The organism is Deinococcus radiophilus (assembly GCF_020889625.1).
GTDB classification, from domain to species: Bacteria; Deinococcota; Deinococci; order Deinococcales; family Deinococcaceae; genus Deinococcus; species Deinococcus radiophilus.
Genome location: NZ_CP086380.1, coordinates 395,259 through 417,386 on the forward strand (window position 1 = coordinate 395,259; position 22,128 = coordinate 417,386).

The following is a 22,128-nucleotide window of genomic DNA, read 5'->3' on the forward strand; positions in this document are numbered from 1 at the left end:
TCAGCGCCGACCATGTCTGGCCCCGGTGTCAGCGGCCTGTGCCACTGCGGGTGAATGTCCCAGGCCACGTTCAGGCTGCCTGAGCTTCAGCCTTGCGGGCGGCGCTGAGGGCAGTCAGCAGGCGGGAGAAATGGTAAAGAGCGTAGGAGAGCGCCAGCAGCATGGGCCATTCGCCCCGGCCGATTTCCTCGGCCACGCCGGACCAGCCGCCTTCCCAGGTCAGAAGGCCCACGATCAGCAGGAGGGCCAGCGAAACCGGGCTGAGCAGCCAGTGCAGCAGCGCCCGCGCCTGCGGCGAAAAGGCGCGGCGCGAAAGGGCCAGCCAGCGCAGGACGATAGCGCAGAGGCTCAGCCCGAGCAGGCCGAAAACGGCTGCGGACAGCTCGCCCTGGACGGTGTCCTGCACCGCTCTGTACACCCAGACGGCCAGAACAGCCGCGTCCTCGCCCAGCGCCTTCCCCAGCCCGGCCCAACTCGGCGCGTAGCCCGCCGGCAAGTACCGCGCCTCCCGCGCAGTGAGGTGGGCGAGGCTCAGCTCGCGGTTGGCGCGGTGCGGGTCGCCCCACTCGCGCAGCACGTCGCTCGCGCTTTCGCCCGCGTCCAGCGCGTCTTCCAGGTGGGCCAGGTACTCCGCCCGCACCCGCGCCGCCGCTGCCCTCGCCAGGCCGTGCGTGGCGATGTTCAGCCAGTGCTCCGGCGTCATGGGGCCGCTCAGGGGCGGCGGCAGCATCCAGCCCATGTCACTGTCCTCCCAGCACAGCCCCGATCGCCTGCATCTGGGCCTGCCACTCGCCCCGCGCCCTGGCGAGGGCAGTGCGGCCCGCTTCGGTCAGGCGGTATTCGCGCCGGGTGCGGCCTTTGACGTCCACCTCGCTGCTCTGCACCAGCCCCTCCTTTTCCAGCAGGTGCAGCGCGGGGTAGAGGCTGCCCTCCTTGGCGCTCAGGACACCCCTGGAGCGGGCCTTGATGGCCTGGGCGATGGCGTAGCCGTGTTCCGGCTGGCGGTCCAGCACGGCCAGAATCAGCAGGCGGAGTTGCTCCTTGGTGTTCACCGGAAAATGATACCTCGAAACATTATGTATTGAAAGCTGAGGTAATGGCCGCGAAGTGGCCCTGCCTTTTTCCTGCCGGTCTGGCCGGGGGCCGGAGCCGCATAATGGCAGGCGTGACCCCGACTCCCGGTCTGTCCAGCTCAGGTTCGCCCGGCTCCCTGGAGCCTGCCGCCTTTGCCGCCTCCGGGCCGGTCGCGGTCGCCTGGCAGCGCACCCAGGACATCGGCCTGAGCCTGGTGGCGGCCCTCCCGGCGCTGGGGGTGGCGCTGGTGGTCTACGGCCTGTTCTGGCTGGGCGGTGCGCTGCTGCGGGCGGCGGTGGTGCGGCGAGCCGGACAGCCCGAGCATGTGGCGCGGATTTTCGGGCGGCTGGCCCGCTGGGCGGTGCTCACGCTGGGGCTGCTGGTGGCCGTGACCGTCACCTTTCCCAGCCTGACGGCCCAGAGCCTGCTGTCCACCCTGGGTATCGGCGGGGTGGCAATTGGGTTCGCGTTCCGCGACATCTTTACCAACCTGCTTTCGGGCCTGATTCTGCTGGTGACCCAGCCTTTCCGCATCGGGGACCAGATTGTGGCGGGCAGCGCCAAGGGCACCGTGGAAGACATCCAGATGCGTGCCACCGTGATTCGCACCGCCGACAACCGCCGCATCCTGATTCCCAACGCCGAGCTGTTCACCGGGCGCGTGCAGGTGAACACCGCCTACCCGCTGGCCCGCGCCGGCTTCAGCTTTCTGGTGCCGCATGCCAGTGGCCCGCAGCGGGCCAGCGGGGTCACGCTGCGGACCCTTCAGTGCCTGGACATGATTGAGCAAGTCCCCCCGCCCAGCGTCATCGCCACTGAGCTGAACGGAGACGGCGTGACGCTCAGCGTGCGCTACTGGGTGCAGCCGCCGGCCCGGCGCGAACTGGCCCTGACCACCAGCGCCGTGATTCTGGCCGTTCACCGGGCGCTGGAACAGGAGGACATCGCCCTGGGCGGCAGTCTGGCTGTGGAGTTGCAGCCGCCGGCAGCTTCGCCGGCGGACCCGGCCGGCGGGCCGGAGCCGCGTTCATCCCAGCCTTAACCCAAAACCCGTACACTGACCGGGACTTATGGACCCAATTTTCCTGAATATCGGGGGCTTTACCATCGCCTGGTACGGCGTGCTGATGACCCTGGGCATCGTGGCCGGCATCGGCATCGGCCTGCGGCTGGCCCGTGAACGCGGCCTGGACGCCGACCTGTTCGAGCGGATGATCTATACCATGCTGCTGTGGGGCTTTATCGGGGCGCGGCTGGTGTTCGTGGCGACCTCCTGGGACCTGTTCGCGGATACGCCCCTGCCGCAGCGCCTGCTGGATATCGTCAACCTGCGCCAGGGCGGCATTTCCATTCACGGCGGGCTGCTGGGCGGCATTCTGGCCGCCATCTGGTTTACTCGCCGCCACCGGATGAACTTTTACCGCTACCTGGACCTGGCCGCGCCGGGGGTGGCGCTGGGCATCATCGGCGGGCGCTTGGGCAACATCATGAACGGCACCGACACGGTGGGCCGCGTGACCGGCTGGCCGGTCGGCTACCCCTGGCCCGCATCGGCCCGCGCCTTTCACGACGGCATGTGCATTCCCAACCCCGACCCCACGATGGACCTGTCGGGGTACTGCCAGGAAGTCGGTGGGCAACTGGTCATGACCGCCCCAGTGCATTTCACGCAACTGTACGGCGTGTTGATCGGCGTGGCGCTGCTGGTGGCCTCGTTCTTCTGGCTGCGGAGCCGCAAACCCGGCTGGGCTTTCTGGCAGTTCTGGCTGTGGTACTCGCTGCTGCGGGCCGGGGTGGAGGAGACCTTCCGCCTCAATCCGCTGATGTTTCCCACCTACTTGCAGCAGGGCCTCAGCGAACCCGGCATCGGCCTGTGGACCATGACCCAGGTGTTCAGCGTGCCCATCGTGCTGGTCAGCCTGTACATGCTGTGGCGTCTGGCCGCGCAGCCTGAGCCGCAGCCGGTGCCAGTAGCGGACGGCCAGGTGGTTACGCACGAGCAGGCCCGCGACCTAAACGACGTTCGCTGACCTTGGCCGTTACGTTCACCGCCTGCCCCGGACATCTGACCTGGGCAGGCGGTTACAATTGGGGCGTTTCCGAAGCCTACGCCAGCTACTTTTGCCCAACTTGTCTGACCGCCTGACGGGTGGCTGTGCGCCGTACTTTGCCCTTCCAAGGAGATTCCCATGACCCGACCTGACCCCCAGACCCGCCCCCTTGACGTGATCGTGTTGGCCGCTGGAGCCGGAACCCGTATGAAGTCCGACCTGCCCAAAGTGCTGCACCCGGTGGCGGGCCGCCCGATGGTGGGCTGGGCCGTCAAAGTTGCCCGCAACCTGGGCGCGCGGCAGATTGTGGTGGTGACGGGTCATGGAGCCGAACGGGTAGAGGAGACGCTCGGTGCAGAGGGGTTGACCTTTGCGCGGCAGGATCAGCAATTGGGGACCGGGCACGCCTTTTTGTGCGGTGCCGATGGGCTGAGCGGTGACGGTGACGTACTGGTGCTCTACGGCGATACCCCGCTGCTGTCCGAGGAAACCCTGCGTGACTTGCTGGCGGAGCACCGCGCCAGTGGCAGCGCCATGACCGTGCTGACCGGTGAGCTGCCTGACGCCACCGGCTATGGGCGCATCATCCGCGACGAGGCGGGCCACGTGCAGCGCATCGTGGAAGAAAAAGCCGCCAATGCCGAAGAAAAAGCGGTCCGCGAATTCAATTCCGGGGTGTACGTCATGGACGCCCGCGCCCCAGAACTGGCCCGGCAGATCGGCAACGACAACCCCGCGCAGGAGTATTACCTCACCGACCTGTTGGAGCTGTACCGCCGCCAGGGCGACACCATCGGGGCCTACAAGCTGAGTGACCCCGACGAGGTGATGGGCGCCAACGACCGCCGCCAGCTGGCCGACGCCGAAGCAGTCATGCGCCGCCGAATCACCCAGGGGCTGATGAAAGAAGGCGTCACCATCCAGTCTCCCGACACCGTGCGGATTGAGGACACCGTGCAGATTGCCCGCGACGTGGTGATTGAGCCGGGCGTCATCCTGACCGGCCAGACCGTGATCGAATCCGGCGCGACCATCGGCGCGTATTCAGTGATCGGCAGGAGCCACATCGGGGCGGGCGCCGTCATCAAGCCGCACTCGGTTCTTGAAGATGCCGAGGTGGGCGCCGGGGCGGACGTGGGCCCCTTCGCCCGGTTGCGCCCCGGCACCGTGCTGGGCGAGGGCGTGCATATCGGCAACTTCGTGGAAACCAAGAACGCCCGGCTGGATAAGGGCGTCAAGGCCGGGCACCTCGCCTACCTGGGCGACGTGACCATCGGTCAGGAAACCAACGTGGGGGCCGGCACCATCGTCGCCAATTACGACGGCGTGAACAAGCACCCGACCCAGGTGGGCGCAGGTGTGTTCATCGGGTCCAACTCCACCCTGATTGCCCCGCGCACGGTGGGCGACGCCGCCTTTATCGCCGCCGGCAGTGCTGTGCACGAGGACATACCCGAAGGCGCGATGGCCGTGGCACGCGGCAAGCAGCGCAACGTGGAAGGCTGGAGCCGGCGCTACTGGGGAGCCTTGCGTGAAAAGGTAGACGCCAAGTTGCCCTGGCTGTCGGAGTGGCTGAAGAAAAATTGACCCACCGAGTGAGAGCGAGTGTCAATAAGGGTGGCGGGCCGCCCCGCCGCCCAGGAAAAATTGACCCACCGAGCGAGAGCGAATGTCAACGGGGGTGGCGGGCCGCCCTGAAGCAAAGTTGATGGTCAAGAGTTGATGGTGGATAGAAGCGGGGCGGAGGACACGGTGCAGTGTCTTCTGCCCCGCTCTATCAGGCCGCAGGCTGGAACCGTCGACCATCATCCAGCAACCTTCCTTCAGCCCCGGAACATCACCAGCGCCACAATGACCACAATCACCGTGTAAATCACCTTGACGAAGCCGCTGCCCTTCAGCATCGCCATTTTGGCGCCGGTGCGGGCGCCCAGGGCGTTGGCGAGGCCCATGCTGAGGCCCAGCCACCACACGATGTTTCCGGCCAGCAAAAACAGCCCCAGTGCCCCCAGGTTGGTCGCGAAGTTGATGGCGCGGGCATTGCCGCTGGAACGAACCAGGTTCATCCCAGTCAGGGCGAACAGCAGCATCAAAAACGTGCCCGTGCCGGGGCCAAGAAAGCCGTCGTACACGCCTACGATCAGCACGCCGGGAAGGGCCAGCGCTAGCGTGCGGGTGGTCAGGCCAGGGTAGGTGCTTTCCAGCCCAAAGCGTTTGTTGGCGACCACCAGTGCCCCGACCACCAAAATCACCACGCCTACCAGCGTGCGGAAGCTGTCAGGGTCCACGAAGCGCACCAGGTAGGCCCCCAGTGCACTGCCGATCAGGGCCAGTGGCACGGTACGCCGCAGCAACTCGCGGTCCAAGTGGCCGCCCCGCCAGTACTGATAAGTGGAGGTGGCCGATCCGAAGATGGCGAGCAGCTTGTTGGTCGCCACCGCCTGCACCGGGCTAAGACCCATGAAAAAGAGGGCCGGCAGTGAGATGGTCCCGCCACCCCCGGCCACCGCGTCGATAAAACCGGCCAGAAACGCCAGCGGCAGCCCATACAGCAGCACTTCGGGGCCAATGCTGCCCATATCTATGCCGAACATCTCGGCAGTGTAACGCGCGGAGTCCGGGCAGAAGGCCGCAGGACAAAGGCTTGCACCTGTTTTCTGGTGCGGTGCTGCCTCCATCAGCCAGACCAAGACAGACCCATTGACCCACCCATTTTCTGGTCTTACCCTTTGTTATGCTGCCGGGTATGACTCAAGCGAACGCCAACCAAACGGGCGAGCAGGTGCTCGTGCCCCTGACCACCCCCGAAGAAGTGCAGACTTTCCTCGCCCAGTACCCCCTGGCCGCCGTATTCAAAGCCGGCACCTGCCACAAGACCATGCAGGGTTTTGGTGTACTGGAAACCTTCTTGCAGCGCCATGAACTGCCAGTGGGCTTTATCCGCGTGGTGGATTGGCGCCCCGCATCCAACTTTGTGGCCGAGCAGACCGGACTGATCCACCACAGCCCGCAGCTGATTATCTTCCAAGACGGCCAGCCCCGCTTCGAGGTGAACAACTGGGACATCACCCCCGAGGCGCTGGCGCCGGTGTTCTCGGCGCTGGTGCCCGCCCGCGCCGGCGGCAGCGTGGAGACGGACGGCAACCTTCAGCCCTATTTGGACCTGATGGACGCCTATCTGGGCGGTCAGATGAATGACTTCGAGTTCCAGGACCGCTGGGTGCCGCTGTTCCGCGACGACGCCAGCCTGCGTTCACAGCGTGAATTTGATCTGCTGTCGCGCCTCTTCGGCGATCCGGACGCTTATCACGGCGGTCTGCACCAGCTGGGCGCACCTGCGTCGCGCGGCGATCTGCGCCCCCGCGTGGAAGAACTGCGCCGTGAGCTGCTGGCCCTGCGCGGACAAGCCGACTAAAAACAGACAACCCATCCCCCTCTCATCGGGCTGCCACATGAAGGAAGGCAGCCCTTTATACTGCCCTTACATGACGGACCCCAACCCTACAGCGGCGCAGACCGGCGCCCCGCCCCGTACCCCGCCGAGCGCGTTGGGGCCGGTCTATCATCAGCTCTCTACCGACTTCTATCCCTGGACCGAGGTGATCGCAGATCTCCGGATGCGTGCCCAGGCGGGTCAGAGCCTGCTGTTTCAGGCCGAATCCCCTGCGGCGTGTGCCCGATTTGTCTGGCGGGACGGTCAGTTGTTGGGAGGGTACAGCGGAGCACGTGACCTGCCCTTCTCCGCGCTGATGCGGGGCCTGCCACGTGCCCGCGTGACCCTGTTGTCGCTCAGCGGTGAGGCGGCTCAGGCCATCTGGGACGCGCGCCAGGCTGAGGGGGGGCAGGCCCTGCAGGGAGACGCAGCGACCGTGTCCCAACAACTTGCGGGCCAGTCGGGTGTGCTGCTAGGACATGGCCCGGAGCGCAGTCTGTCGTACTGGCAAGCTGGTAAACCTCTGCATGGCGTCTGGTACCCGGAAGCCGGGGAGCAGGAGTGGCGGTTCATGGTGCAGGCCCAGCCGCTGGACCGCACAGAGCTGGTGCAGTTCTGGTCACAGGTGCTGGCACTGACCCACCGCCGCGCCGCGCTGGACGAGGTGTGGCGTCAGGCCTCACTGGAACTGGCCGCCGATCATCCGGCGCTGGACCCCTTTACCCGCGAGATCGTGGTCCGCACCGGCGAGCTGAGCGTGGACCCTGGAGTGGACACAGATGAACTGCGCCCCGCCCTGCTGGCGGCCTACCGGAACGTACTGGAACGTCTTGGTCTACGGATTCAGGATTTGCCGCTGGAGAACCTGCGCCAGCATGAGATTTGGTCGGCCAGTGGCCTGGCGGAGATGATGAATGGAGGCCGCGCATGACCGGCCCACTTCAGTGGCCCCAGGGCCTGAATAACGATACGCCGTTGCCCTATGCCACCTGGAAGGTGATGGACCTGGTCGACGGGCACCTGTCTGCTGCCGAGGTGGCCCGACTGGCTGGTGTGACCGAGGCCGAAGTGGTACAGGCCATGGACGAAGCGGGCCGCCGTGCCCGCAGCCATGAGCGGCTGCTCCGCCCGGTAGACGCTGAATTGCAGGCCCAGATCACCCGGATGCTGGGCAGTGTGGTGGGTCCAATTGCCGGAGTATTGGTTGAAGAAGCCATGGAAGACCTGGGTGCCGAGCCCAGGGCTGGGCAGCTGTTTCAGCACTTGTCGCATGAATTGGAACCGCACCAGCGGAGTGCCTTTGCCCACCTGGCCCGTGAACAGGAATTGGCCTGAGACAGGTTCCACGCCCTCAGGCGGCGCTGTGCCTAAGTGGTCAGAGGAACTGCCCTAGGCTGGTATAAATGTGAGAAGCCTCCAGATTGGCTGCACTTTGATCTTGTTCTGTCACCCCGATGATTGGCGCCCGTACGGCTCAGACTGTCCAGGCAAAGGAAGGAATGCATGAAGTACACCGTTGTCATTCAGCAACCCATACAGGATGAGAGGCGTCCCGAACTGGAGCAGCAGCTGCAAACCCAGCTGGGTCTGGGCCAGTCGGCAGCCGCCAAGCTGGCCGCCCGGCGCGCAGGCCGTCTGCTCAAGCCCACCACTCGTGCCAAAGCCGAGAAGCTCCTGGGTCTGTTCCGGCAGATCGGCGCCGATGTAACGCTGGAAGAGGTGCCAGAAGAAGGCGAGATCACCAGTCTGGCGGCACTGGGAAGTGTGCCGGCTGTTGGGTCTGGGTCACTGGGTGGGTTGGGTGGTACTCCCACGGCGGTCCCGGCACAGGCTCAGCCTAGCCCTCTTCCCGACGCCTCAGCAGATCCCTTTGGCCTGGACCCCTTCGGTGCCGATCCTTTCGGCCTGCCCGATGATCTGTCGGTGACCACCTCGCAGGTCTTTCGCGCCGCGCCTGGTGCTGTCACGGGCAGCAGTGTGGCAGCCGATCCTGCTGCTCCCACCGCCTTACAAGGTCGCCCCGCTCTGGACCCGCTCCGGGAGAAGTCGGACGATCTGGCTGTTCAGGCCACTGAAGAAGATGTCTGGGCCGACTTTGCAGACGCCCTGCGGGTGGATGTACCTGCTGAAGCTCCCAGAGAAGTCCAGGCGGCGGCGCCACTGACGCCCACCTTCCTGGACGCCACCGATGAGCCTGCGGTGACGACCCGCCTGGGACCGCGCCGCAGCCTGCTGACCCAGCTGCAACAAGCGGCACTGCTGCCAGCAGCGACCTTGGGCCTGCTGACCTTCTTGTTGCTCTCGGCCTTGCTGCCGGGTCAACGTCAGCAGCGACACCTGACCAGCGCCCAGACGGTGGCTGAAAGCTTCAGCGCCGGATTGAACGTGGCCGATCCGCTGGTGATGCAGCAGCAGTTGGATACGCTGGTGGCCTCTGAGGGGGTTGGGTTTGCCCAAGTGACGTTGCCGGACGGCACAGTGGCCTTCGCCAGTGATGCTGAGGCGGCTGACCGGACAGCGCTGCAGAACAGCTTCGCCGAATGGCAGGGCCGCCAGGGCGTGTTCCGGGAAGACGAAACTTATTCCGTGGGCCGTGTCTCGGGCGCTGCTGATGTGGCGGTTGGCCTACCGTACGTGAGTGGTCTGGCCAGCTTGCTGATCCCCATGCTCCTCACGGCCCTGCTGTTGCTGGGAGCAGCGTATGCCTGGGCTGGCCGCGCGGCCCGTGACATGCTGGAACCTATTCAGCGTCTGGTCCGTTCTGCCGACGCCATCAGCTCTGGGGATCTGAGCCAACCCGTACAGGCCGAAGCCAACAATGAGGTGGGCGACCTGGCCGAAGCGCTGGAGCGGATGCGGGTCAGTCTCTCGGCAGCGATGGACCGCCTGCGCCGCCGCAAACGCTAGCTTGCCGCTCACCGCCGCAAAAAGCCCCTCCATTTGCTGAGGGGGCTTTTTCATCCGAGTAGATAGGCGATTATTCCTGCAGCGACATCTGCCCAAATCCACGGGTGCGCCGCACTTCCCGTACCCCTGACACGCTGCCCAACTCGGAGATCAGGTGGCGCATGGCCTGGTTATCCCCAAACCCCAGGCGCAGACAGACATGCGCCGACTCCTGGCTGTCCACGAAGGCCTCAAAGCGCAGCGGGCTCTGTTTGTTGGCGGCCAGCACACTCAGAATATCGGCCAGCAAGCCATCACGGTCAGGCCCGGTGACGTCCAGATTGACCTCAAAGTGATCCTCGGTCTTGGAATTCCAGCTGGCCGATACGCAGCGTTCGGGCTCGTCGGCCAGCAGCCGGATCATGTTGGGGCAGTCGATGCGGTGGATGCTGACACCGCGTCCGCGTGTCAGGTAGCCCATGATCTGGTCACCCCGGATCGGCTGACAGCACTGGCTCAGCTTGGTGCCGGTGTTCAGGCCTTCCACGTACACCTTGGGTTGCTCACTGTTGCCGGTCTGGGCTGGGGGTGGGGCGCCAGTCAGCGGTTTGGAAACCAGCAACTCCGGGTCCAGCGTCCGGGCGGCCAGGGCTGTCGACACCTTGCCGGAATGCAGCGCCAGAAACAGTTCGTCCGGGTTGCGGCTGCCGACCAGCTCCTGCGCCGCGTCTTCCAGCTTGCGGACACTCATCAGCTTGCGGACTGGCAGATGGCGCTTACGCAGATAGCGCTCCAGCATCTGCTGACCGTGGGCCAGCGCGTCGGCCCGCTCGTCCTGGCGAAAGAAATAGCGGATCTTGGTGCGGGCTGAGCGGGTCGCGGCAAAGTTCAGCCAGTCCTTGCTGGGCTTGCCGTTCTTGCTGGTCAGGATTTCGACCATGTCGCCGTTGTCCAGGCGGTGGCTCAGGGGCACGATTTTGCCGTTCACCCGTGCGCCTACCATCGTCTCCCCGATGCGGGTATGGATGTGATAGGCAAAATCTACTGGCGTGCTGCCTGCGGTCAGGCTGACCGCCAGCCCCTTGGGCGTAAAGACACGCACCCGGTGCGACAAAAAGTCGTTCTTGACAGCGTCCATGTAGTCGGTGGCGTCGCCCACTTCGTTTTGCAACTCGCGCAGTTGATTGATCCACTGGTCCCGCTCACGCTGGTTCAGCTGCCCGCCTTGCTTGTACATCCAGTGCGCGGCCACCCCATACTCGGCCACCTCATGCATTCGCTGCGAGCGAATCTGAATCTCGATGGGCTGCCCACTGCGCCCGATCACGGTGGTGTGCAGCGACTGGTAGCCGTTGGGCTTGGGCACGGCGATGTAGTCCTTGAAGCGGCCCGGCAGCGGAGTCCACAGCGAGTGGACGATGGAAATGGTGTGGTAGCAGATCCGCTTCTCGCGCATTTCCTCGGCGCGGACCAGTCGCTCGGCATCGGTACCGTCCCGCGCTTCGACGGGCCGAGGAGTCAGAATGACCCGCAGCGCCATCAGGTCGAAAATCTGTTCCAGGCCCTTCTCCTCACGGCGCATCTTGTTGTAGATGCTCCAGAGGTGCTTGGCGCGGCCCGAAATGTCGATGTCGATTACCCAGTCGGGCAATTCCAGGTCGTCTTCCAGGGCCGAGCGTAGGGACTGCTCGGCTTGCTGCACGATGGAATCGCGCTCGTCAAGCTGCATTCGCAGGCGCGAACTCAGCTCGGCGTACTCGGCAGGGTAGAGGTAGCGGAAACTGAGATCTTCCAGTTCCCATTTGACCTGCCCGATCCCTAAGCGGTGCGCCAGCGGCGCGAAAATCTCCATGGTCTCGCGCGAGATGCGCTTTTGTTTTTCCTCGGGCATGGACGCCATGGTCCGCATGTTGTGCAGCCGATCGGCCAGCTTGACCACGATAATCCGCAGGTCGTCGGTCATGGCGATCAACATCTGGCGCAGGTTCTCGGCCTGCAGGTCGCGCCCATCATCCCGGACCTCGGCAGTCTGCGACCCGGCCTTACTCAGCTTGCTGACCTTGGTTTCACCTTCCACGATACGGCTGACTTCGGTGCCGAAATGGTCGGTAATGACCTCAAAGGTGACGCCGTCCACGTCCTCAACCGTGTCATGCAGCAGCCCAGCCGTCACGCTGACCGTGTCCATGCCCAGTTCGGCCAGGATGGTGGCGACAGCGACTGGGTGGGTAATGTAAGGCTCGCCGCTCTTTCTGACGACCCCCTCGTGGGCGTCCCGCGCAAACTCGTAGGCGCGCTCTACCGTGTCGCGTTCCGCCTGAGGCCGCTCCGCGATCAGGGCGCGCAAAATGTCCATGCCATGCACATCCTCCAGCATAGCGCGGCCTTGGCACGGGGACGGTGGTGGGAGGACGGACAGCCGTATCTGCAGATGGGTGGAACCACTGTTCCTTACAGGCACCGCGTAGCCGCGTCAATGGCGTCCCCCTCATTTGACCAGCGCTATGCTGCTTCTTATGCCTGTGCTTACCGTCAGCCCCGACTGGTCCCTGGAACGCCAGCACTGGGTGCGGGGTTATTTCCGGGTGGCGGGGGTCGATGAGGCGGGCCGGGGTGCCTGGGCCGGGCCAGTGACGGTGGCCGCCGTGATCCTGCCCAATACCGGGCAGGAGTTGCCCTTTGCGGACAGCAAAACCCTCAGTGCCACGCAGCGCGAAGCCCTGGCCGACGAGGTGCGGCGCATTGCGCTGGCTTGGGCAGTGGAACACGCCTGGCCTGACGAGATAGAGCAGCTGAATATCCTGGGCGCAACCCACGCTGCCGCCATGAGAGCGCTGGCTGTACTGAACCCGGAGCCGCAGGCGCTGGTCACTGACCACCTGCGGCTGCGGACCGATTTGCCGCTGCTGGCTCCACCCCGTGCCGACGCCCTGAGCTATAGCGTGGCCGCTGCCAGCCTGCTGGCCAAGACCGAGCGGGATGCCCTGATGATTCGCCTGGACCGCGAGTATCCCGGCTACGGCTTCGCGGGCCACAAGGGTTACGGTGCGCCAGCTCACCGCGCTGCCCTGGCCGAACTGGGCGTGAGTGCCGTGCACCGGCGCGGGTTTCGGCCCATTGCGGCGCTGCTGCAAGAGCGGCTGCTGTAAGCGGTCCTCAGGGCCTGCGCCACAATTGCCTGACACTTGCCGCGCAAGATAAGCCCTATGAGGAAAAATACAATAGGGTTCACTTTGGCTGGCTTGACGGTTGTTCTCTCGTTGCTGGGCAGCGCTCAGGCCGAGCTGCTGGGTGGTGGGGGAGTGCCCACGGCACCTATCGCAGCTCCTATTCAAGTTCCGGCAGCTCCACCTGTGCCGGCTCCCGCACCTGCAGTGCAGTGGCAGACCCTCTCAGGCGCCGCGCCGCTGGTGATCGGTCACCGTGGCAGCTCTGGCACGCGGCCTGAGCACACCCTGGAAGCCTACCGTGAGGCCATTCGTGGTGGCGCGGACTTCATTGAGCCGGATCTGGTCGTGACCAAAGATGGCGTGCTGGTGGCCCGCCACGAACCCGTGATTGCCATTGTGGACCCCAGCGGTAAGGTGTTGGAAGCCACCGCCGACGTGCATAACCGCTCAGAGTTCCGTGACCGCCTGACGGTCAAGCAGGTGGACGGCCATACTGTGCGCGGGTATTTCGTAGAGGACTTTACCCTGGCCGAACTGAAGACCCTGCGTGCCCTGGAGCGCCTGCCGCAGCAGCGCAGCACCCAGTACGACGGTCTGTTCGAGATTCCGACCCTCAGCGAAGTGATCGCGCTGGTCCGCGAAGAAGAGGCCCGCACCGGGCGTCAGATCGGGATCTACCCCGAAACCAAGCATCCCACCTATATGCAGGCGGTGGCCGGTGTCAACACCTCACAGCTGCTTATTGACACGCTGGTGCGCGAGGAATTCACTGACCCCCAGCGCGTCTTTATTCAGTCGTTCGAGACGGCCAACCTGCGTGACCTGAACACCCGTATCATGCCCGCTGCAGGAGTGGATCTGCCGCTCATTCAGCTGATCTCTGGTCCCGATGAGGCTCCTTATGACTGGACGGCGGCAGGCGACACCCGCACCTACGCCGCTCTGGGTAGCAGCGAGGGTCTGCGCGACATCGCTACTTACGCTGATGGAGTCGGCCCCTACAAGCGCTGGGTGATTGACGATCACTGCCAGACGACGGACTTCGTGACCCGTGCCCACGCCGCCGGGTTGCCGCTGCACCCCTGGACCTTCCGCAATGAGGCCAGCTATCTGCTGTCCTGCTACGGCGGCGATCCCAAGGCCGAGATGCGCCAGGCGATTGCCGCCGGGGTAGACGGTCTCTTTACCGATTTCCCAGCAACGGGCCGCGAAGTGGTGGATGCACTGAGCCGCTGAGCTGCCGAGATTGTCGCTGGGCCTGATGCGTCCCCAGCATGGGGGCGTCAGGCCCAGTGTTTTACTCAGGAAGATGTGTCAAGAGGATGCACCGACCCGTTTGAACGCTGCTGGTGGGCTTTGCGTCATGGAATAGTGCGAGTGCTTGGCCTGTGGGTCTGGGCCGCCCCAGGTCAGCAGTGTGTCGGCACCCTGTCCCCGCGCTTGACCCACAGCTCCGGCCCGCCAGGAAAAGCATCTGGGCCATCTTGTAGCGGCGTGGGAGACACCCCCAGCGGGAAGTCGGGAGCGGTCATTAAACGTCCTGGCGGGCCTGCAACGCCTGAATCCCCTGATAGAGCCGCTCGTTCACAGGTGTGGGTACGCCATGCTTTTGTCCCAGCGCCAGCACGGTTCCGGCGAACAGTTCCAGCTCGCTCTGACGGCCCGCTTCCAGGTCTTGGCGCATAGACGGCTTGCCTGCGGGGTCCAGGGCGTCCATCACGCGCACCCAGTAGTCGAAATCGGCTTCGGTCAGCCCGGTGCCTTCATGTGGGGCCAGCGCCAGCACTTCGCGCATGGCGGCCTTGAAGGTCTCGCGGGCCTCGCCGGGGCGCTGCACGGTGTCGAAGGTGCCCTGATACAGCGCGACCGTCTGATTGACTCCCACATTCAGCATCCACTTGCCCCACAGCCGCCGGGGCATGTCGGGGACGACGGTGTGCGGCAGGCCTGCGCGGGCAGAGAACCGGGCCACCCGCTCTACCCGCTCCGCTTCACTGGGATCAGTGGTCATGGCCCCGATCACCAGTTGCCCCCGGTCCCGGTACACCAGGCGGTTGCCGTCTTTGCGGGCGTCCATCTCCTGCGCCACGGCGTATACGATCCGCTCTGGCCCGAAATGCTCTGCCAGGACGGCTTCACTGGCAATTCCATTGAGTGCTGAGACAATCAGGGTGTCTGGCCCCAGTTGACTGGCGATCAGGGGCAGCGCCGCTTCCAGCTGGTGAAACTTGACGCACACCAGCGCCAGATCGGCGGGTGAGGGGGTTGCGTCCGGGGTGAGATAGTCGAATGGAACCCGCTCACCATCGAAGTAAATCCCCTGCTCGCGGTAGCGCTCCAGGCGGTCCTGATCGGCCACCACCCGTACCGTCCCGGCAGGCAAGGCTGCTGCCAGCTGTCCACCGAACAAAATACCCAGCGCGCCCAGGCCGATGACCGACACGGTGACGATGTCTTGCATGGGCTTCAGTGTAAGGTAGGGCGGCGGTGTACACGCCGCTGGGCTTGCCTTGCTGATGCCGGAAGATACAGCTCAGTCGTCGTCCTGGTCGTCGTCGTCCTGGTCGTCGTTGTCATCTGCGTCTTCGGCCTGGCTGCCCACCGACTGCGGCGTGTCGTCATCGGCGGCAGGGGCGGAGCAGGACACGGCAAATAGGCCCATGAACACAGTCAGCAGCATCAGAAGTTTCTTCATGGCCAGAGTGTAGGTTCTGATGCCACCGACCCAGCTTCATCTCTCATTGAGGGATGGTGACACGGCGTTTTCTGAGGGTGCAGTTCGCTTCCGTTATGCTGGTGCAAATGGAGACCCACGCCCTGATCGAAGCCTATTACGCTGCCTTTAATCGGGGGGACAGCGCTGGCATGTTGGAGTTGCTGACCGATGATGTGGTGCATGACATCAACCAGGGTGGGCGTGAACATGGCAAGGAAGCATTTCGTGTCTTTCTGGATACGATGGACACCCACTACCGTGAGCGGGCCGAAGATCTGACCATCCTGAGCAGCGTAGATGGTCGCCGCGCTGCCGCCGAGTTTGTCATTCACGGCAAATATCTTTAGGCCTACACTGGATTGCCAGAGGCACAGGGGCAGACCTACGTATTGCCGGTGGGCGCTTTTTTTGAGGTGCGCGGCGGCCGGATTGCCCGTGTGACCAACTACTATAACCTGTCCGAATGGACCCGTCAGGTACAAGGCTAAGTCAGCGTGACCCCGTCCGACTCTGTTTCAGCTGCTGACCTGACCCTGCGCCGTGTCACCGATCCCGCCGAGTTGCAGGCGGCAGCTCCGGCCCTGGCCCAGCTGCGGATGACCGTGTTTCGCGATTATCCTTACCTGTATCACGGCTCCGAGCGCTACGAACGTGACTACTTGGCCCGCTACCTGCGTGCGCCGGACATGCTGTTGCTGCTGGTCGAAGATGCCGGGCAGGTGGTAGGGGCCAGTACCGCGCTGCCGCTGTGGCATGAACAAGCGGCCCTGGTAGACCCTTTCGAGGCGGCTGGAATAGACGTTTCCGAGTGGCTCTACTTGGGTGAAAGTGTGCTGCTTCCCCCGAACCGGGGCCGGGGTTTCGGTCACCGCTGTTTTGACGAGCGTGAGGCCCATGCCCGCGCGCTGGGCCTGTCCAACACCGCCTTCTGTGCGGTGCAGCGTCCCGCCGATCACCCAAGTCGGCCAGTAAATTACCGCTCACTGACATCGTTCTGGGAGGGACGTGGCTACCGGGAACAGCCTGATCTGGATACGGTGATGTCCTGGCAGGACTTAGGTGAGGAAACCGAAACGGCCAAACCGATGCGGTTCTGGACCCGTCAGCTGACAGGGCGCTGAACATCCTGCGGAACAGTGAGCTGCGTGAGAAAAGTATTGATGTTGTCCCTCCCGCTGCTGCTGTCTGCCTGTGGTCTGATCTCCGCCGAAGAGCCCCGCTCCCTGCATACTCTGGCCGGCTTCGATGCCTTCGACAAGAAAGAGTTGAATACCCGCCCCGGTAAGAGTGGCCAGTTCTCGCTGGACGCCGAACCTGAGTACATCACCGTCAGTGCCGACAGCAAGACGGCTTATGTGGGCCTGCAAGAAAACAATGCCCTGGCTGTACTGGACATTGCCAGCGGGAAGATCACCGCAGTTTTGCCGCTAGGACTTAAGGATTGGAGTGGGTCGGCGCTGGACGCCAGCGACAAAGATGAGGCCATCAACATCCAGCCCTGGCCGGTGTTCGGGGCCTACATGCCCGACGCCATCGCCAGCTATACGGTCAAAGGTCAGACCTATCTCCTGAGCGCCAATGAGGGTGACGCCCGCAACTACGACGGCTTTTCGGACGAAGTGCGCGTGAAAGACCTGAAACTGGACCCCGCCACTTTCCCTAACGCTGCCGAGTTGCAGGACAGTGCCGCGCTGGGCCGCCTGACCGTATCCAGCCTGCCGTCCGACCTCCGCCTGAATGCAGCGGGCCAGGCCACACGACTGGTGACGTTCGGTGGGCGTTCACTGAGCATCTGGACGACGGAGGGTGAACAGGTCAGCGATACGGGGGATCTGTTCGAGCGTACCGCTGCGGCCCAGGTGCCGGAGGCCTTCAACTCGGAAGGGACGGCGGATGGATTCGACAGTCGCAGCGACAACAAGGGTGCTGAACCCGAAGCCCTCACTGTGGCGGAACTGGGTGGGCAGCACTACGCCTTTGTGGGCCTGGAGCGTCAGGGCGGCATCATGGTGCTGAACGTCTCGGACCCCGCTCAACCGCGACTGGTGGAGTATTTCAATGATCTGGACCGCATGGCCGATCCCGAAAGCGGTCTGGCAGGCGATCTGGCCCCTGGAGGCCTGCTGTTTATCCCGGCGGCAGACAGCCCCAGCGGTCAGCCTCTGCTTGTCAGCTCCAACGAGGTCAGCGGCAGCGTGTCGGTGTATGCGGTGGCGGACAGTGGGCAGCTGACCCGCCTGGGCCGTTATCAGGCGGAGCCGTTCGCCTTTGATGAGGGTGTGGCTGAAATTAGTGCCTTCGATCCGGCCAGCCAGCGTCTCTTTACGGTCAACGGTCAGACGGGCGCCCTGGACATCCTGGACCTGAGCGATCCCAGCCAGCCACGGCGCATCAGCTCGGTGGACCTGAGCCAGTATGGGGACGGAGCCAACTCGGTGGCCGTGCATGATGGTGTGGTGGCGGTTGCCGTGCAGGCCAGGACCAAGACCGATGCAGGCCAGGTGGTTCTCCTCAATGCCAAGGGAGAGCCGCTGGCCCAACCCGTGACGGTGGGCGCACTGCCCGACATGCTGACATTCACGCCCGATGGCCGCACCCTGCTGGTTGCCAACGAGGGCGAGCCGAACGAAGATTACTCGGTGGACCCGGCGGGCAGCGTGAGCATTATTGACGTGGCGCAGGCACTAAGCCAGCGTTGAGTGTCAGCGAAATAAGGGCCGGGGAGCACTTTTCCGGCGCTTATTTGCGGTCTGGTGCCTGCTCTTTGACCTGGAACCCTAAGCCATTGCGCTGATGCACAGCCGAACTACTCCCGTTACCCTAAGGCCATGACTGCTGGGGCCAAAACCATTCGCTACCGTTCGCTGGGCTACCAGACCGATCTGGCGGTGCTGGCCCATCAGGGGTTGGTGGTGGAGCCGCGTGACGCTTACCAGGTGATTCGCACCCCGGAGAATCCGCATTTTTGGTGGGGCAACTTTCTGCTTTATCCCTCCCTCGCGGCAGATACCGATCCACAGGCATGGCTGGCCGCCTTCGAGCAAGAATTTCCACAGGCCCAGCACCGGACCTTTGGGCTGGACTCGCCGCTGCGCCCGCCCGAGGAGGCAGTGCGCCGCTTCGAGGCCCTGGGCTTTCGGCTGGATTCGCTGGCGGTGCTGACGGCGCAGCGGCTGGGGCCCGTTCGCCCACTGCCCGCCGGGGCGCAGGTGCGCCCACTGGAGAGCGGCGACGACTGGCACCAGTTGCTCAATTTGCGGCTGGCGGTGAATGCGGGGCAGACCGACTATTTGCCGTTTGCCCAGCGCAAGGTGCAGCAGGCGTGGGCCATGCAGCAGGCTGGGGCCGGGGCATACTGGGGTGCCTTTGTGGGGCGGGCCTTGCGGGCGGCGCTGGGGATTTACCAGGCTGGAACACACCGGGATGAGCGGCTGGCCCGCTACCAGAGTGTGGAAACCCACCCGGACTGGCGCTCGCAGGGTCTGGCTGGCAACCTGGTGGTGGCAGCCGGGGACTGGGCACGCCGTGACCTGGGAGCCGACCGTCTGGTGATCGTCGCTGACACCGAATACCACGCGCAGGCGCTCTATCAGCGGCTGGGGTTCGGGGTGGCCGAACCTGAGTGGGCGCTGGAGCGGCCCCCATCTCCAGCCGACTGATGAGCGATGCCAAAGATTCCAAACGGTTCCATCCTGGCCGGACTCACAAAACCATAAAATGTGAATACTCTCCCTTTTGTGTCAAGTCGGTGCGCGATCTAGCCTGAGCGTGGAGGACTCCATGAAAATGAATCGGATGGTAACCGCAGTGGTAGCTCTGGCTTTCGGTACTCAGGCAGGGGCACTGCCCGCCATTCCCAACTGCGCCGCTGAGCGCAGTAATCCGCGCTGCATCGCCAATAACGATGCTTCGGCGGCAGGCACCATTGGCAGCGGTCCTTCCTTTTATCAGGGTGGGACGCGCGATGAGCTGCGGGGCGGCTTTGTCACCGCCGACGGCCAGAAGCTGATTGTGGCGATCAATACCCTCAGCGACGTGAATGACCGTTATGGCGCAGTCATGGAAGTGGATCTGAACACCGGCAATCGCCGGATCATCAGTGGTTACCTGAACTCCACCGAGAGCCGGGGCAAAGGCGTGACCACCCAGGGCGACCGGGGCCAGACCGAGCTGTACGACCTGGGCCGTGTGTCGGACGTGAACCCGCTGCCCGGTGGCGACCTGGTGGCCTACAGTGGCGGTCAGGCCATCCGGATCAATGCGGGGACTGGGGACCGCACCCTGCTGTGGACCTCCGCAACCAGTGGGGATACCCGTGTGCGTGACGGTGTAGAGCGCAAATTCACCGCCGGTGGGACGGCTGGCGCAGCAGCGGGCCGCGTGGCGGTGCCGGATGTCAGCGTGAATACTCCGCTGGGCAACATCAGCCTGGGTGGACTGTTGGGCGGCAACCGTGGCAATGCGCAGCCTGCTGCCACTGCTGCCCCGCAGCCAGGCAACGGTTACTTCTGCCCTCAGTCCACTCCAGCGCCCCGCCCAGCCATCCCCCGTTCCAGCATCGCTACGGACGCCCAGGGCAATATCTACCTGCTGCACGACAACAATCCGCTGGGTTCGGGCCTGGCCCTGTTCAAGCTGGACGCTTCCAAGGATTACCGCTGCACCGCAGTTTCGCAGTTCAGCGCCAATGGCGAGAACGTCGTGGGTGGCGGCATTCCCTGGGTGGCCAACACCACCTCCAGCGGTCCACTGTTCGGCGACTTGATTCTGGCGGGGGACACCGTTTACGCGGCCGGTGGCCCCAACCCCAACTACATTGTGGTGGGTGTCAATACCCGCAGTGGCGAACGTACCCTGGTGTCGGGCCAGCGCACCGGCAACGGCGTGCAGGTCTTCAAAAAGGGCAACGGTGAAGCCCTGATCGGCGAAAGTCTGGCCTTCAGCAACAACTTCCTCTACACCACCGAGGAACAGGTCAATGCGGTGGGCTTCTCGCCGGTGCGGATTGACCCCCGCACCGGGGACCGCACTGCTCTGCCCGTTGCCAAGGACAGCCCACTGTCCGTCGGCTGGGCCAGCGATACTCAGCTGTACGCTATCCCCAACTCCAACAAGTTGCTGGTATGGTACCGCCGCGCCCTGCACCTCTATGACCCAGCTACGGGTCAGAATATGATCCTGTCGCGCTGATTTAGACATTTGCTGGGGAATCTCATCAGCCGTCTGGGCTGGAGTGAGATTCCCCAGTGACTTTGGCCGACGTGGCAGGGGTTCCTCAGGCTGGCCGGAGTGGTTCACAGTGGGCCTTAGAGAAGCTTGGTGTTCGGCCTGTGCCCAAGCTCCCTGCGCGAAACTGGGTGCATGTCTGATTTCCCCCGCCTGATGGTGCTGCTGGGCCTGGTGTTGGTGGGCCTGGGCCTGCTGTGGGCTTATTCTCCCGGCACGCTGAAGACCCTCTTTGGTTGGTTTGGCCACCTGCCCGGTGATACTCGCTACCAGAACGGCAACACGTTCGTCTTCGTGCCCTGGGTCAGCATGTTGGCGATCAGCTTGGTGCTGTCGCTCCTGAGTGCCTTACTGCGGATGTTTCGTTAGCCGGAGTTGAACCGCTGGCGATCCAATTGGGACGTGGCCCGCGCTGCCGCCGGATGCTTGGTCTACACTGACAGCCATGACTGATCAGACTGTCACGATGTACACCACCAGCTGGTGCCCCGATTGCGTGGTGGCCAAGCGGGCGCTGACGGCGCGTGGTATCGCCTTTACCGAAATCAACATCGAGCAAGACGAGACGGCTGCCGATCAGGTGATGCAGATCAATGGAGGACGCCGCAGTGTCCCCACGCTGGTCTACGGGGAGGTGGCCCATAGCCTGAGTGGTTTTCGCCCCCAGAAGCTGGATGCCTTCCTGGCTGAAGCTGGGCTGTAACCTTCACCGGCCAGTAAAATCCCCCGCCACAATTTGGGCGGGGGATTTTGACTTGATTTGGTGACGGGCTTAGAAGCTATCCGGAAAATAAGGTGCGGAGCCTGATTGCCCGGACAGCCTCTAGTAGAAGCTGCCCAGGTCCAGCGGAACGCTGTAACCGCACTGACTCTTTTCGTTGTAGAACTGCACGTTGACTTTGCCGTTGGGGTCGAAGCGCAGGCCAGTCTGGCCCTCGGCTGGGCTGGCGTCAAAGTAATACACCACCGTGCCGCTCCACAGGCCATCTGCACTTTGCTTCCAGTCGGCCACGTAGCTCTGGCGGGCCGGGTTGACGAAAGTGTTTTCGCCGGTCTGCAGGCGCACGCGGTAGGCGCGGCGGGTCTGCTCGCTGGCGGCTCCCGTCACTTTGATGTCCACCCGCAGCTGGTTGTCTGCGATCAGCCGGGCACGCTGAGCGCGGGCCTCTTCGGTGAGGGCGTCTTCAGGCCGCAGGTTGTTCCAGTCCACGTAGGCTTTGGCGGCTTGCTGTTGCAGCACGTCGGCCTGGCCGCTGGCGGTGACGCTCAGCATGCGGCTGCCTTCAGCGTAGTCCTGGGGGGCAGCCAGCCAGCCACTCAGGCAGCTGGCCTCTCCGGCAAACTGATTCACGCCGCCAGGGGTCTTGAAGGCGCCATTTTCTACAGCCAGATTTACGGTCTGGTAGGTGGGCTTGGCACCTTCGACCGGACGCTGAAAGGCCGTGTCAATGACGGTCTTGGCGGTGGGCTGGTCCAGGGTGGGCGTCCAGGCCAGGGCGCTGGAGGCCAGCAGGGGCAAAGCGATCAGGGACATGGTCAGGCGGGTGGGTACAGGGTTACGCATGGCAAAAA

24 protein-coding genes are annotated in these 22,128 nt (G+C 64.2%); 17 read left to right on the forward strand and 7 right to left on the reverse strand.

The annotated features are described in order from the left end of the window. Positions 1-70: 70 nt before the first annotated feature. Together LMT64_RS02150 and LMT64_RS02155 are read right to left on the reverse strand one after the other, a co-directional pair. On the reverse strand, positions 71-730 hold the full coding sequence (locus tag LMT64_RS02150; RefSeq protein ID WP_126351348.1) for a hypothetical protein: 660 nt from the start codon (positions 728-730) through the stop codon (positions 71-73). A 10-nt stretch (positions 731-740) separates the two neighbouring features. Beyond that, positions 741-1,052, reverse strand: coding sequence for a PadR family transcriptional regulator (locus LMT64_RS02155; RefSeq protein WP_126351347.1), 312 nt, complete (start codon positions 1,050-1,052; stop codon positions 741-743). A gap of 113 nt (positions 1,053-1,165) precedes the next feature. Between LMT64_RS02155 and LMT64_RS02160 the strand changes: the two genes are divergently transcribed. The 3 genes from LMT64_RS02160 (at position 1,166) to glmU (ending at position 4,712) form a co-directional block, all read left to right on the forward strand. Further along, positions 1,166-2,116 (forward strand): mechanosensitive ion channel family protein, encoded by a 951-nt coding sequence (locus LMT64_RS02160; RefSeq protein WP_229253304.1) that lies wholly within the window; start codon positions 1,166-1,168, stop codon positions 2,114-2,116. 28 nt (positions 2,117-2,144) lie between these two features. Further along, complete coding sequence (lgt, locus tag LMT64_RS02165) at positions 2,145-3,104, forward strand: prolipoprotein diacylglyceryl transferase (protein WP_126351345.1); 960 nt, start codon at positions 2,145-2,147, stop codon at positions 3,102-3,104. Positions 3,105-3,263: 159 nt separating this feature from the next. Next, the gene (gene glmU, locus LMT64_RS02170; protein ID WP_126351344.1) at positions 3,264-4,712 is read left to right on the forward strand and encodes a bifunctional UDP-N-acetylglucosamine diphosphorylase/glucosamine-1-phosphate N-acetyltransferase GlmU; all 1,449 of its coding nucleotides are present in this window, start codon (positions 3,264-3,266) and stop codon (positions 4,710-4,712) included. Between the two features lie 236 nt (positions 4,713-4,948). Here glmU and LMT64_RS02175 read toward each other — a convergent pair whose 3' ends face one another. Continuing rightward, a complete protein-coding gene (locus LMT64_RS02175) occupies positions 4,949-5,719 on the reverse strand; it encodes a TSUP family transporter (RefSeq protein WP_211334159.1) in 771 nt (256 codons plus the stop codon). 152 nt (positions 5,720-5,871) lie between these two features. Between LMT64_RS02175 and LMT64_RS02180 the strand changes: the two genes are divergently transcribed. From LMT64_RS02180 to LMT64_RS02195, 4 genes are all read left to right on the forward strand, one after another. After that, on the forward strand, positions 5,872-6,540 hold the full coding sequence (locus LMT64_RS02180; protein ID WP_126351343.1) for a thioredoxin family protein: 669 nt from the start codon (positions 5,872-5,874) through the stop codon (positions 6,538-6,540). A 70-nt stretch (positions 6,541-6,610) separates the two neighbouring features. Then, positions 6,611-7,489 (forward strand): hypothetical protein, encoded by an 879-nt coding sequence (locus tag LMT64_RS02185; protein WP_126351342.1) that lies wholly within the window; start codon positions 6,611-6,613, stop codon positions 7,487-7,489. Then, positions 7,486-7,893 (forward strand): hypothetical protein, encoded by a 408-nt coding sequence (locus tag LMT64_RS02190; RefSeq protein ID WP_126351341.1) that lies wholly within the window; start codon positions 7,486-7,488, stop codon positions 7,891-7,893. The genes LMT64_RS02185 and LMT64_RS02190 overlap by 4 nt, the downstream gene beginning before the upstream one ends. 168 nt (positions 7,894-8,061) lie before the next feature. Beyond that, positions 8,062-9,465 carry a HAMP domain-containing protein gene (locus LMT64_RS02195; protein ID WP_126351340.1) on the forward strand — a complete coding sequence of 468 codons (1,404 nt, stop codon included), beginning with the start codon at positions 8,062-8,064 and terminating at the stop codon, positions 9,463-9,465. Positions 9,466-9,535: 70 nt separating this feature from the next. Here the strand turns inward: LMT64_RS02195 and LMT64_RS02200 are convergent, their stop codons facing one another. Beyond that, on the reverse strand, positions 9,536-11,800 hold the full coding sequence (locus tag LMT64_RS02200) for a RelA/SpoT family protein (RefSeq protein ID WP_170165921.1): 2,265 nt from the start codon (positions 11,798-11,800) through the stop codon (positions 9,536-9,538). 160 nt (positions 11,801-11,960) lie between these two features. Between LMT64_RS02200 and LMT64_RS02205 the strand changes: the two genes are divergently transcribed. Together LMT64_RS02205 and LMT64_RS02210 are read left to right on the forward strand one after the other, a co-directional pair. Beyond that, a complete protein-coding gene (locus LMT64_RS02205) occupies positions 11,961-12,593 on the forward strand; it encodes a ribonuclease HII (protein WP_126351338.1) in 633 nt (210 codons plus the stop codon). Positions 12,594-12,677: 84 nt separating this feature from the next. Then, positions 12,678-13,850, forward strand: a complete 1,173-nt coding sequence (locus LMT64_RS02210) for a glycerophosphodiester phosphodiesterase (RefSeq protein ID WP_229253305.1) — start codon at positions 12,678-12,680, stop codon at positions 13,848-13,850. Positions 13,851-14,145: 295 nt separating this feature from the next. Here LMT64_RS02210 and LMT64_RS02215 read toward each other — a convergent pair whose 3' ends face one another. Continuing rightward, the gene (locus tag LMT64_RS02215) at positions 14,146-15,075 is read right to left on the reverse strand and encodes a ketopantoate reductase family protein (RefSeq protein ID WP_126351336.1); all 930 of its coding nucleotides are present in this window, start codon (positions 15,073-15,075) and stop codon (positions 14,146-14,148) included. Positions 15,076-15,147: 72 nt separating this feature from the next. After that, the gene (locus LMT64_RS02220; RefSeq protein WP_170165920.1) at positions 15,148-15,309 is read right to left on the reverse strand and encodes a hypothetical protein; all 162 of its coding nucleotides are present in this window, start codon (positions 15,307-15,309) and stop codon (positions 15,148-15,150) included. A 107-nt stretch (positions 15,310-15,416) separates the two neighbouring features. Here LMT64_RS02220 and LMT64_RS02225 point away from each other — a divergent pair, with 107 nt between their 5' ends. From LMT64_RS02225 to LMT64_RS02255, 8 genes are all read left to right on the forward strand, one after another. Continuing rightward, positions 15,417-15,677 carry a nuclear transport factor 2 family protein gene (locus LMT64_RS02225; RefSeq protein WP_229253306.1) on the forward strand — a complete coding sequence of 87 codons (261 nt, stop codon included), beginning with the start codon at positions 15,417-15,419 and terminating at the stop codon, positions 15,675-15,677. A 12-nt stretch (positions 15,678-15,689) separates the two neighbouring features. Then, positions 15,690-15,818 (forward strand): nuclear transport factor 2 family protein, encoded by a 129-nt coding sequence (locus LMT64_RS14160; RefSeq protein WP_267869770.1) that lies wholly within the window; start codon positions 15,690-15,692, stop codon positions 15,816-15,818. A gap of 6 nt (positions 15,819-15,824) precedes the next feature. After that, on the forward strand, positions 15,825-16,451 hold the full coding sequence (locus tag LMT64_RS02230) for a GNAT family N-acetyltransferase (RefSeq protein WP_229253307.1): 627 nt from the start codon (positions 15,825-15,827) through the stop codon (positions 16,449-16,451). A gap of 24 nt (positions 16,452-16,475) precedes the next feature. Next, complete coding sequence (locus LMT64_RS02235) at positions 16,476-18,029, forward strand: choice-of-anchor I family protein (protein ID WP_229253308.1); 1,554 nt, start codon at positions 16,476-16,478, stop codon at positions 18,027-18,029. 129 nt (positions 18,030-18,158) lie between these two features. After that, positions 18,159-18,989, forward strand: coding sequence for a GNAT family N-acetyltransferase (locus LMT64_RS02240; RefSeq protein WP_126351334.1), 831 nt, complete (start codon positions 18,159-18,161; stop codon positions 18,987-18,989). A gap of 121 nt (positions 18,990-19,110) precedes the next feature. Continuing rightward, positions 19,111-20,520, forward strand: a complete 1,410-nt coding sequence (locus tag LMT64_RS02245) for a hypothetical protein (RefSeq protein ID WP_126351333.1) — start codon at positions 19,111-19,113, stop codon at positions 20,518-20,520. 171 nt (positions 20,521-20,691) lie between these two features. Further along, positions 20,692-20,925 (forward strand): DUF2905 family protein, encoded by a 234-nt coding sequence (locus LMT64_RS02250; protein WP_126351332.1) that lies wholly within the window; start codon positions 20,692-20,694, stop codon positions 20,923-20,925. A gap of 76 nt (positions 20,926-21,001) precedes the next feature. Then, entirely contained in the window at positions 21,002-21,259 is a 258-nt protein-coding gene (locus LMT64_RS02255; RefSeq protein ID WP_126351331.1) for a glutaredoxin family protein, read from the forward strand. Between the two features lie 120 nt (positions 21,260-21,379). On the opposite strand, the gene LMT64_RS02260 is transcribed toward LMT64_RS02255, so the two are convergent. Continuing rightward, on the reverse strand, positions 21,380-22,120 hold the full coding sequence (locus LMT64_RS02260) for a hypothetical protein (RefSeq protein ID WP_229253309.1): 741 nt from the start codon (positions 22,118-22,120) through the stop codon (positions 21,380-21,382). Between the last annotated feature and the right edge of the window lie 8 nt (positions 22,121-22,128).